Below are 10,392 nucleotides of genomic sequence, written 5' to 3' on the forward strand. Positions count from 1 at the left end.
TCTTAGTCTTCGGGTCCGAAGATCCGGCGGCGTACTGCCAGCAACTCTATCTCCGGACGCGCGGCAACGTGCCGCTCACACTTGTCGAGCACCTCGTTCAGGTGTCCCGTCTCCGCACTGACCATGGCCACCCCGAGCAATGCCCGGCGGTGCAGGTCCTGATCCCCGGCCTCGGCGGCATTGACCGCGTAGCGCTTCTGCAACTCGGCGAGAATCGGGCGGATCACCGACCGCTTCTCCTTGAGCGAGTGCACGTCACCGAGCAGTAGATCGAATTCGAGCGCACCGATGTACAGCGGTGCTCACCTCCTGGTAGATGGAATCGCCCGCATGACCACACGCCGCACCCGAAACTCGGATGCGGCGTGTGCAGCGGTCTGCGATATCAGTCGCGCGGCTTCTCGCGCAGCTCGTAGGCCTCGATGATGTCGCCGTCCTTGATGTCGTTGTAGGTCACGGTCATACCGCACTCGTAACCTTCGCGCACCTCGGTGGCGTCGTCCTTCTCCCGCTTGAGCGAGGAGATGGTCATCGTCTCGGCGATCACCCGGCCGTCGCGGATCAGGCGCGCCTTGGCGTTGCGCTTGACCGAACCCGACAGGACCATGCAACCGGCGATGTTGCCGACCTTCGACGAACGGAAGATCGCGCGGATCTCCGCCCGGCCCAGCTCGACCTCTTCGTAGATCGGCTTGAGCATGCCCTTGAGGGCCTTCTCGATCTCGTCGATGGCCTGGTAGATCACCGAGTAGTACCGGATGTCGACGCCCTCGCGGTTGGCCAGCTCGGTGGCCTTGCCCTCCGCGCGAACGTTGAAGCCGATGATGATCGCGTTCGAGGCCGACGCCAGGTTGACGTTGGTCTCGGTGACGCCACCGACACCGCGGTCGATGACGCGCAGACGCACCTCGTCGTCGATCTCGATGCCGAGCAGGGCCTCTTCGAGAGCCTCGACGGTACCGGAGTTGTCGCCCTTGAGGATCAGGTTGAGCTCCGAAGTCTCCTTCAGGGCGGCATCCAGATCTTCCAGGCTGATCCGCTTGCGGCTGCGTGCGGCCAGCGCGTTGCGCTTGCGGGCGTTGCGGCGGTCGGCGATCTGACGGGCGATGCGGTCTTCCTCGACCACGATCAGGTTGTCACCGGCGCCGGGCACCGAGGTGAAACCGATGACCTGCACCGGGCGCGACGGCGACGCCGCGTGGACGTCCTCGCCGTGCTCGTCGACCATGCGGCGGACGCGACCGTAGGCGTCGCCCGCCACGATCGAGTCACCGACGTGCAGCGTGCCGCGCTGGATGAGCACGGTGGCCACCGGGCCACGGCCGCGGTCGAGGTGCGCCTCGATGGCGACACCCTGGGCGTCCATGTCCGGGTTGGCCCGCAGGTCCAGCGAGGCATCCGCGGTCAGCAGCACCGCTTCGAGCAGCGCGTCGATGTTGGTGCCCTGCTTGGCCGAGATGTCGACGAACATGGTGTCGCCACCGTATTCCTCGGTCACCAGGCCGTATTCGGTCAGCTGCTGCCGGATCTTGTCCGGGTTCGCGCCTTCCTTGTCGATCTTGTTGACCGCCACCACGATCGGCACGTCGGCCGCCTGGGCGTGGTTGATCGCTTCCACCGTCTGCGGCATGACGCCGTCGTCGGCCGCGACCACGAGGATCGCGATGTCGGTGGCCTTCGCACCACGGGCACGCATGGCGGTGAACGCCTCGTGACCCGGGGTGTCGATGAAGGTGATCAGGCGCTCTTCGTCGTTGAGGTTGGTCAGCACCTGGTAGGCACCGATGTGCTGGGTGATGCCACCGGCCTCGCCCTCGCGGACGTTGGCCTTGCGGATCGTGTCCAGCAGTCGGGTCTTACCGTGGTCGACGTGACCCATGACGGTCACGACCGGCGGACGCTGCTCGAGGTCTTCCTCGGTGCCCGCGTCCTCGCCGTAGGTGAGGTCGAAGGACTCCAGCAGCTCGCGGTCCTCGTCCTCGGGGCTGACCACGTGCACGACGTAGTTCATCTCGCTGCCGAGCAGCTCGAGGGTCTCGTCGTTCACCGACTGGGTCGCGGTGACCATCTCGCCGAGGTTGAACAGCGCCTGCACGAGGGCGGCGGGGTTCGCGTCGATCTTCTCGGCGAAGTCCGACAGCGAGGCGCCGCGGGCGAGCCGGATGATCTCGCCGTTGCCGCGCGGCAGCCGCACGCCACCGACGGCGGGCGCCTGCATGTTCTCGTATTCGGCGCGCTTCGCCCGCTTCGACTTACGGCCACGACGCGGAGCGCCACCGGGACGGCCGAACGCACCGGCCGCGCCACCACGGCCACCGGGACCACCCGGACGACCGCCGCCGCCACCGGGACGACCACGGAAACCACCGGCCGCGGGCGCACCGGCACCCTGACCGGCACCGGGGGCACCGCCACCGCCACCGCGGTAGCCGCCACCGCCGCCACCGGGACGACCGGCACCGGGCGCACCGCCCGGACGACCCGGACGGCCACCGGCCGCCGGACCCGGACGCGCGGAACGCGCGGGCATGGCACCGGGGTTCGGACGCGGAGGCATCGAACCCGGGGTCGGACGCGGCCCACCGGGACGCGGGGCACCGCCCTGCGCGGCGGCCGGACGCGGACCACCCTGGCCCTGGCCGGGACGGGGACCGCCCTGACCGGGAGCCGGACGCGGGCCACCCTGACCGGGAGCCGGACGGGGACCGCCCTGACCCGGAGTCGGGCGCGGGCCGCCCTGCGGGGCGGGACGCGGCGCCGGACGATCACGATCCGGTGCGGAGCTGAACGGGTTGTTGCCGACCCGGGGGGTCTTCGGACCGGGCTTGGGGCCGGGACCCGCCGGACGCGGAGCCGGAGCACCCGGGGCGGGCGCGCCGGGACGCTGCGCCTGCGGCTGACCCGGACGCGGAGCGCCGGGCGCCGGACGCGGACCGGGCGCCGGGGCACCCGCGGGCTTGGCCGGCGCGGACTGCGCGGCCGCCGGAGCGGGCTTGGCCGGAGCCGGCTTGACCTCGGCCGCGGGAGCGGCAGCCGGGGCCGGAGCGGCCGGAGCGGGGGTCGCCGCCGCGGCGGGAGCCGCCGGGGCCGGACGCGGGCCCGGACGGGGACCGCCCGGGGTGGGCTTGGCGGCCGGACGGGCCGCCTGCGACGGTCCGGGACGCGCCGCGGGCTTCGCGTCGCCCGCCGGGGCGGACTTCGACGCGAGCGATTCGCGCAGGCGGCGGGCGACGGGTGCTTCCACCGTCGAGGACGCCGACTTCACGAACTCGCCTTGCTCCTTGAGCTTCGCGAGTAGTTCTTTGGACGTGACACCGAGTTCTTTGGCCAACTCGTGCACGCGGGCCTTGCCTGCCACTGCTCTCCTCACTGAGAGGCCGAGCAGCGCCACCGTGTAAGGGGACGGCGGCCCGCACGACCTCGGGTTATCTCCGATGGACGTTCATCGTTGGTGCTTCACGGTGTGCTCATGAGTGCTCGTGCCTGTTCTCGAGGTACTGCTCCAGGGCTGAGATATCCAGATTTCCGGACACTCGTAGGGCTCTGCCGAAGGCTCGGCGCCGCTCTGCGGAACGCAGACAGGCTGAAACGGGGTGCAGCCAGGCACCCCGTCCGGGAAGTCTGCGCCGCGGATCGGGAACGATCGCAACAACCGGGGCTCCGGCGATCTCACCGCCGGTGTCCCGATGCTGCGCCACGATCCGCAACAGCTCGGCAGACGGCTCGCGCAGACGGCATCCGATACAGGTTCGAACGGATTGCGCGGGCCGGTCCTGTACCCACTCTACCGGTGACCCGGTCATAACGACGAACCCCTCCCCTTCCGAAGTTACCAACATGTCATCCGGGGGCCGGGATTCCCGCACTTTCGTCAACTACGGTGCGCCTCTGGACGCACCGAGTCGCCCGCCTCCGGTGCCGCGTCGCTGCGGATATCGATGCGCCAACCGGTCAGACGGGCAGCCAGACGGGCGTTCTGGCCCTCCTTGCCGATCGCCAGCGACAACTGGAAGTCGGGCACGATCACCCGCGCCGCCCTGGCGTCCGGATCCACGACAGTGACCGAAACCACCTTCGAGGGCGAGAGCGCATTGCCCACGAAGGTCGCCGGGTCCTCGGCGTAGTCGATGATATCGATCTTCTCGCCGGCCAGCTCGCTCATCACATTGCGCACGCGCTGGCCCATCGGGCCGATGCAGGCGCCCTTGGCGTTCACGCCGGGCACCGTGGAGCGCACGGCGATCTTGGAACGGTGTCCCGACTCGCGGGCCACCGCGACGATCTCCACCGAACCGTCGGCGATCTCGGGCACCTCGAGCGAGAACAGCCGCCGGACCAGATTGGGGTGGGTGCGCGAGAGCTGCACCTGCGGGCCGCGCGGTCCCCGCGAGACGCCGTAGACGTAGCACTTGATCCGGTCGCCGTGCTCGTAGGTCTCGCCCGGCACCTGCTCGGCGGGCGGGATCAGGCCCTCCACGCCGTTGGCCTCGCTGCCGATGCGGACCACGACCACGCCGCGGGCGTTGGCCCTGGCGTCGCGCTGCACCACGCCGCCGACGATGTCGCCCTCGTGGGTGGCGAACTCACCGAAGGACTTCTCGTTCTCGGCGTCGCGCAGCCGCTGCAGCACGACCTGGCGCGCGGTGGTCGCCGCGATCCGGCCGAAGCCCTCGGGGGTGTCGTCCCATTCGGAGACCAGGTTGCCGTCGGCGTCGAGTTCGCGCGCCATCACCCGGACCACGCCGGTCTTCTGGTTGATGTCGATGCGCGCGTTGGGCTGGTGCCCCTCGGTGTGCCGGTAGGCGGTGAGCAGCGCCGACTCGATCGCCGAGATCACGGTCTCGATCGAGATGCCCTTGTCGGCGACGATCGCCCGCAAGGCTTCGATTTCAATGTTCATTCCGCAACCCCTTCGGTGGGAGAGTCACTGGTGGTGCCCGGTGCGGCGAGGTCGGCGGGCTCGTCGCCGGGCACGGGACGGCCGGCGGGGATGCCGCCGGCGAGTTCGAGTTCGGTGGCACCGGGTGCGCTGAACTCGACCTGGACGACCGCGGTGGCGATGTCGGCGAGCGGCACGTGCACGCGGTGTGGTTTGTTCTTGCCGCCGAGGACCAGCGCCACGGTGCCGTCGTCGGCGAGTTGCCCGGCACGGGCCTCGAAGCGGGACCTGCCTTCGACCGGCTCGGCGCCCTCGCGCAGCGAGAGCTTCACCTTGCGCCCCTGGGCGCGGCGCCAGTGCCGGTCGGTGGTGAGCGGACGGTCCACGCCGGGGGTGGTCACTTCCAGCAGGTAGGCCGATTCGCCGAAATCGCCTGCCGCGTCGAGCAGTTCGGACATCTCGCGGCTGAGTTCGGCGATGGCGTCCAGGTCGGCGGGCCCGTCGCTGTCCACGGTCACCTTCACCCGAACCGGAGCGAGCTCGTCTTTGCCCGCAGCCGCGATCGCGACGCCCTCGAGGTCGAATCCCCGGCGTGCGACGAGCTCAGCGACTAGCTGGCTCACCCTTTCCTCGGTGGGCATCGGCATATGGGCGGCTCCTGGTTCAGTTGTGACGCGATCGGAAATTTCTACGCCGAAGGTCTAGCGTAACGCGCTCCGAGAGTGTAAAGGACCGGCGGGCAGCCATTGTGCACCGGTCCACCCGGCGTGCCCGGACGTGTCGCCGGGCGGCGAGCGCGGCCGCGCGGATCTGGCACGATGGTGCACGTGCCCCTCCGCCATTCCGCCCCGCCGAGCGCCGGGCGACCGTCCGGCATGCGCTCCGACCGGCACGAACACCACCCGGTGACCGCCGAGACCTTCCGCCCGGCCCCCGCGGGTCCGCCACACGGCGCCCCGGCCCCGTCGAATCCCGTACGCGCGCAGCAGCTTCCGGCCACCGAATCGGCGGTCTGGCGCCGCCGCACCGTGTTCCGGCTCGCCGGGGCGAGCGTGCTCGCCGTGCCGGCGGTCGCCACGCTCGCGGCCTGCGCCGAGGACGACACCGTGCACGCCCCCGACCCACTGGCGGCCCAGGAGGTCCTGGCGCGCGCCGACGCCGCCGCCGCGACGGCCGCCATCGCGCTCGCCCCACAGTTGAGCGCCGCGCTGAACACCGTGGCGACCGAGCGCACCGCCCACGCCGACGCCCTGCGGGCCGAGATCGACCGGGTGATCGGCGTGTACGGCGACGGCACCACCCCCGTGCACCGCACCGGCGCGGTCACGGTGCCGGGCGCCGACGGCGCGACGGTGCCCGCCGCCGAGGTCGAGGCCGCCGCCGCGCGGCCCGGGACCGTCGCCCAGCTGCGCGATCAGCTGCTGCGCTCGCAGCAGTCCGCCGCCGCGCTGGCCCGCACCGAGTCCGGGTATCGCGCGGGGCTGCTGGCATCCATCAGCGCGGCCTGCGCGACCGAGGCGGGGGTACTGCTGACATGACCGAGCAACGTCAGGCCCTGCAGGCCGCTCTCGACAGCGAGTACGCGGCGGTCTACTCCTACGGCGTGATCGCCGCCTACGCCAATGCCGACCGGGCCCGCCTGGTCGCCGAGTTCAGCGCCGCGCACCGGGCCCGCCGCGATGCCACCGTCGATCTGCTGGCGACCGGCGGCACCGAGCCGGAGGCCCCCGATGCCGCCTACCAGCCGCCGTTCCCGGTGGACGACCCGATTCCGGCCGCGAATCTCGCCGTCGCGGTCGAATCCGATTGCGCGGCGGCCTGGTTGACCGTGGTCGAACAGGCCACCGACGACACCGTGCGCGCCACCGCGACCGAGGCGCTGACCGAGTCCGCCGTGCGCCGGGCGCGCTGGCAGGCGATCCTCGGCGCGAATCCGGTGACGGTCAGCTTCCCCGGCCGGGCCTGAGTTCCCGCCGCGACAGCCGGACCGGACCGCTCCGGGATCGAAGCGGTCCGGCCGGGCCGGTCAGGGACGCATCGCGTAGGCGCCGTCGTAGGACACGACCTGCTGCCACACCCGGTCGAAGCGGGCGGTGTCGGCGACGGGGCTGCGCAGGGCGCCGACGGCCCAGGCGCGCTGATCCTCGGTGACCGACGGCTTGCCCAGCAGGGCGGTGGCGTGGGTGTTGAAGTCGCGGATCTGGAAGTCGAAGATCTGGTCGAGGACGTCGCGGTCCAGGCCGGTGAGCTCGGCCTGCTCCAGGATGAGCTGGCCGTAGACCACCGTGGAGAACAGGTGGCCGATGGTCAGCATGAAGTCCAGGTCCTTCTGCTGGGCGGCGTCGGGCGCGGCGGTGAGCAGCAGGGTGCGCAGCGCCTGGGCCTGCTCGTAGAACCGGCCGACGTTGGGGACGCTCGCGGCCTGCTCGTAGGCCGGGGTCCAGTCGGCGAACTGCACCTTGCCCGCGCCGCGCGCCGGACCCTGCTTCCAGAAGAACTCCTGGTCGCCGGGGGCCAGGTCGGTGCCGATGGCCGGGTACTCCTTGGGGTTGAACAGGTAGTTCGGCATGAACTTCAGGATCTGGCCGACGTTCACGTGCACCGTGCCCTCGAGGCGGGGCAGGTGGTTGATGTAGCGCGAGGCCTGCGCGAAGTAGGTGGCCTTCTCGAAACCCTTGGCCGCCAGCACATCCAGCAGCAGGGTCATCGCGACCTCGCCCTCGGAGGTGACCTTGGACTTGGTCATCGGGTTGAACAGCAGGTAGCGGCGGTCCTCCAGGGAGGCGCTGCGGAAGTAGTCCACGGCGCGGTCGCTGAACAGCTTCATCGCGATCAGGCGCGCGTAGGCATCGACGAAGTTGCCGCGCACGTGCCCGAAGTCGGTGACCGGGTTGCCGTAGAGGATGCGATTGTTGGCGTGGGTGATGGCCTCGAAGAACGAGTGCTCGACCATGCCGATGCTGCCGTGGCAGAGGTTGAACTTGCCCACGTTGACGGTGTTGAGCGCGGCCGAGAAGCCCTCCGGGCCCTCGTGCAGCACGTCGGCGGCGGTCACCGGGTAGTTCTCCAGCCGGAAGTGGCTGACGTACATCTGCCCGTGGATGACGCTGTCGATGAGGTGGTAGTGCTCGTGGCGGCTGTCGGCGGCGAACCAGATGTAGCCCTCGGCGCCCTCGACGTCGGCGCGGCGGGAGAACACCGACACCATCGAGGCCACATTGCCGTTGCCGATGTAGTACTTCTCGCCGTTGGCGCGGAACAGGATTCCGGCCTCGGCGTCGGCGCTGCCCGGCTCGCTCGGGGTGAGGATCAGGTCGGTGTTGTAGATGTCGGCGCCGTGCTCACGCTCGGAGAGCGCGAAGGCCATGACCTGACCGGCGTCGAGGTCGGCGGCGGCCTTGCGCTTGGCGATCTCGTTGTCGCTCTGCCAGATCGGGCCCAGGCCCAGGATGGTGACCTGCTCGGCGTACCAGTAGGCCAGGCCGTAGAACCCGAAGATCTCGGCCAGCGCGGCGTTGCGGGCGGCGTCCCAGCGCTTGTTCGGGTCGCCGTCGGCGTAGGCGGCCGGGGTCAGGAAGGTCGCGAACAGCTTCTCCTTCGCGACGAAGTCGAGGAACTCCTGGGTCCAGACCGCGTCGCGGTCCTCGGCCAGCAACTGCGCCTTGCCCTTGGACTCGAACCACTCGATGGTGGCCCGCAGCAGCCGCCGGGTCTCGGCATCGAAGTGCTGAGGATCGTAGGTGGCGGGGTTGAACAGCAGGCTGGGCGAACTCGTCATCCCGCCAACTTAGCAGCGCGACATCCGCCACCGGACCGTCTACCTGCAGGTTTCCCCTACGTAAGCGTAGGTTGACCGGCGGCTCAGATCATCAGCTGGCCGAGCATGCCGGTGCGGGTGCCGAGGATGCCGCCGGTGGAGTCGAATTCCACCCGCAGCTCGTAGAGCCCGAACTGCCCGAGCAGCATCTGGGGTTCGCCGAAGGTCAGGATGGGCACGCGGTGGCGGTCGAAGTAGCCGGTGACCATGGCGCGCATGGTGGCGTACCGGCTGTCCGGGTCGGTGAGGGGGTGCAGCAGGTCGGCGGCGGTCTCGATGACCAGGGCGGCCACGCGGGGATCGGTGCGCAGGGGACGCACGGCCTCGTCGGTGATCGCGAAGTAGCGCCAGCCCGCGCCGTCGGGCAGCGCGGCCCAGCCGGGTGCGCCGCCCAGGTGGGCAGCCCCGGCGACGAACGCGGTCACCACGGCGTCGGGATGGGCGCTGCTGCCGAGGTCGACCCGGTCGCCGGCCAGGTGGGCGGCGCCGTGGTCGCGGGCCAGCTCACGCAGCTCCGGGACGCCGGCCCCCGCCCACGTCCAGATCTTGGTCTCGGTGTCGTAGCCGCCGATCTCGGTGACGGCCACCGGCCGGTCGGGCACGGCGACCACGTCCCCGTCGCCGAACATCGGCTCCCACCACAGTGCCGACACCGCCGCGGTGGGCGCGAGTCCGCGCAGCGAACCGCGGCCGCCGACGGTGATGGCGGCGGGGGCCGCCAGCGCGCTCAGCAGCGCGTCCGGGACGAACGGCGGGATGCGTTCGGCGCGTGGCAGCGGTGCCGCGTCGACATCGCCGCGCCCGGCGTCGACGACCACCGCGTCCAGGAGGTATTCGCCGTCGAGCCGCACGATCAGCCGGTACCCGTCCGGTAGCTGGACTTCCATGCCGTCGGCGGTGTCGCGCAACGCCGCGTGATGACGCCGCGCGTAACCGGCCACCACCGTGCGGGCCCCGCCGCCGGGCAGCATCTGCGCGGCGGCGCGCACGATCCCGGCCACCAGACCCGGGTCCGGTTCGGCGACCGGGACGGACTCGTCGTCGACGAGCAGGAAGGCGTAGGCGCGTCCGCCGTGGTTGAACTTGGTCATCCCCCGCACGCCGAGCACGCCGAGGGCGATGATCGCCAGGTGGTCGGCCGCGAGCACGGGGTCGGGGAACCGGGACAGGTCGACCAGTTCGGAGGCGAATTCCGGCACGCCGTGGCGCAGCCCGAGGTCACGCAGCCGGGCCGAGGCGGCCGCGCCGGGTGTCCCGGCGACCGCTGACTTCGCCCAGGCCCACCGGAAGGTGTGGTCCTCGGCGTAGGTGCCGAGCTCCCCGGAGGCGGTGAATTCCCGGTCGCCGAGCCAGACCCGGCCGGAGCGGTGGTCCACCCGGGTCGGTCCGGGCCGGACGTGCTGCTGAAATACCGAATACTGTTCGATCGCCCCGCCGAGGTGCCCCCGCGCCAACGACAACAGCGCATCGCTGAATGTCTCCACCCACTCGACGCTAGCAGCCCGCTCCGGCGGTGGCTGCCTGCTGCGCGATTGCGCCGCAAGGGCTTTCACCGGGCCGATCGCGTGCGCGACACGCGTTCGGCCCCGGCGGTCTAATCCGCGGATCTTTGCGACCACGGCGGCGACCCCGTCGTGGGCCGGGTTGTCCACGGCCGCACCCGTGGAACGGGTGAGCAGTTAGAACATGACGGCGG

At 71.0% G+C, this 10,392-nt stretch carries 9 protein-coding genes; 2 read left to right on the forward strand and 7 right to left on the reverse strand.

The features are described from left to right. Positions 1-2: 2 nt before the first annotated feature. The 5 genes from ACWEMY_RS17350 to rimP all read right to left on the reverse strand — a co-directional run bounded on the left by ACWEMY_RS17350 (position 3) and on the right by rimP (position 5,526). Positions 3-296 carry a DUF503 domain-containing protein gene (locus ACWEMY_RS17350; RefSeq protein WP_375935315.1) on the reverse strand — a complete coding sequence of 98 codons (294 nt, stop codon included), beginning with the start codon at positions 294-296 and terminating at the stop codon, positions 3-5. Positions 297-385: 89 nt separating this feature from the next. Continuing rightward, complete coding sequence (gene infB, locus ACWEMY_RS17355) at positions 386-3,358, reverse strand: translation initiation factor IF-2 (RefSeq protein ID WP_452390833.1); 2,973 nt, start codon at positions 3,356-3,358, stop codon at positions 386-388. Between the two features lie 109 nt (positions 3,359-3,467). Next, complete coding sequence (locus ACWEMY_RS17360) at positions 3,468-3,803, reverse strand: YlxR family protein (RefSeq protein WP_375929165.1); 336 nt, start codon at positions 3,801-3,803, stop codon at positions 3,468-3,470. A 68-nt stretch (positions 3,804-3,871) separates the two neighbouring features. After that, a complete protein-coding gene (gene nusA, locus ACWEMY_RS17365) occupies positions 3,872-4,900 on the reverse strand; it encodes a transcription termination factor NusA (RefSeq protein ID WP_375929166.1) in 1,029 nt (342 codons plus the stop codon). Next, positions 4,897-5,526, reverse strand: a complete 630-nt coding sequence (rimP, locus tag ACWEMY_RS17370) for a ribosome maturation factor RimP (RefSeq protein WP_375929167.1) — start codon at positions 5,524-5,526, stop codon at positions 4,897-4,899. The genes nusA and rimP overlap by 4 nt, the downstream gene beginning before the upstream one ends. Before the next feature lie 180 nt (positions 5,527-5,706). Here rimP and ACWEMY_RS17375 point away from each other — a divergent pair, with 180 nt between their 5' ends. Both ACWEMY_RS17375 and ACWEMY_RS17380 read left to right on the forward strand, forming a co-directional pair. Further along, positions 5,707-6,417 (forward strand): hypothetical protein, encoded by a 711-nt coding sequence (locus tag ACWEMY_RS17375; protein ID WP_452390834.1) that lies wholly within the window; start codon positions 5,707-5,709, stop codon positions 6,415-6,417. Further along, the gene (locus ACWEMY_RS17380) at positions 6,414-6,845 is read left to right on the forward strand and encodes a ferritin-like domain-containing protein (protein ID WP_375929169.1); all 432 of its coding nucleotides are present in this window, start codon (positions 6,414-6,416) and stop codon (positions 6,843-6,845) included. Before ACWEMY_RS17375 ends, ACWEMY_RS17380 begins: the two co-directional genes overlap by 4 nt. A gap of 60 nt (positions 6,846-6,905) precedes the next feature. Here the strand turns inward: ACWEMY_RS17380 and ACWEMY_RS17385 are convergent, their stop codons facing one another. Then, positions 6,906-8,657, reverse strand: a complete 1,752-nt coding sequence (locus ACWEMY_RS17385; protein ID WP_452390835.1) for an acyl-CoA dehydrogenase family protein — start codon at positions 8,655-8,657, stop codon at positions 6,906-6,908. 83 nt (positions 8,658-8,740) lie between these two features. Then, on the reverse strand, positions 8,741-10,180 hold the full coding sequence (locus tag ACWEMY_RS17390; protein WP_452390836.1) for a DUF6882 domain-containing protein: 1,440 nt from the start codon (positions 10,178-10,180) through the stop codon (positions 8,741-8,743). Positions 10,181-10,392 lie beyond the last annotated feature (212 nt).

It is taken from the genome of Nocardia sp. NPDC004415, from assembly GCF_053602435.1.

What these genes read in the sequence shown, in the direction of transcription:
- nusA (WP_375929166.1), bottom strand. Translation starts at nt 4,900, where the DNA reads ATGAACATTGAAATCGAAGCCTTGCGGGCGATCGTCGCCGACAAGGGC.
- rimP (WP_375929167.1), bottom strand. Translation starts at nt 5,526, where the DNA reads ATGCCGATGCCCACCGAGGAAAGGGTGAGCCAGCTAGTCGCTGAGCTC.
- ACWEMY_RS17385 (WP_452390835.1), bottom strand. Translation starts at nt 8,657, where the DNA reads ATGACGAGTTCGCCCAGCCTGCTGTTCAACCCCGCCACCTACGATCCT.
- ACWEMY_RS17360 (WP_375929165.1), bottom strand. Translation starts at nt 3,803, where the DNA reads ATGACCGGGTCACCGGTAGAGTGGGTACAGGACCGGCCCGCGCAATCC.
- ACWEMY_RS17380 (WP_375929169.1), top strand. Translation starts at nt 6,414, where the DNA reads ATGACCGAGCAACGTCAGGCCCTGCAGGCCGCTCTCGACAGCGAGTAC.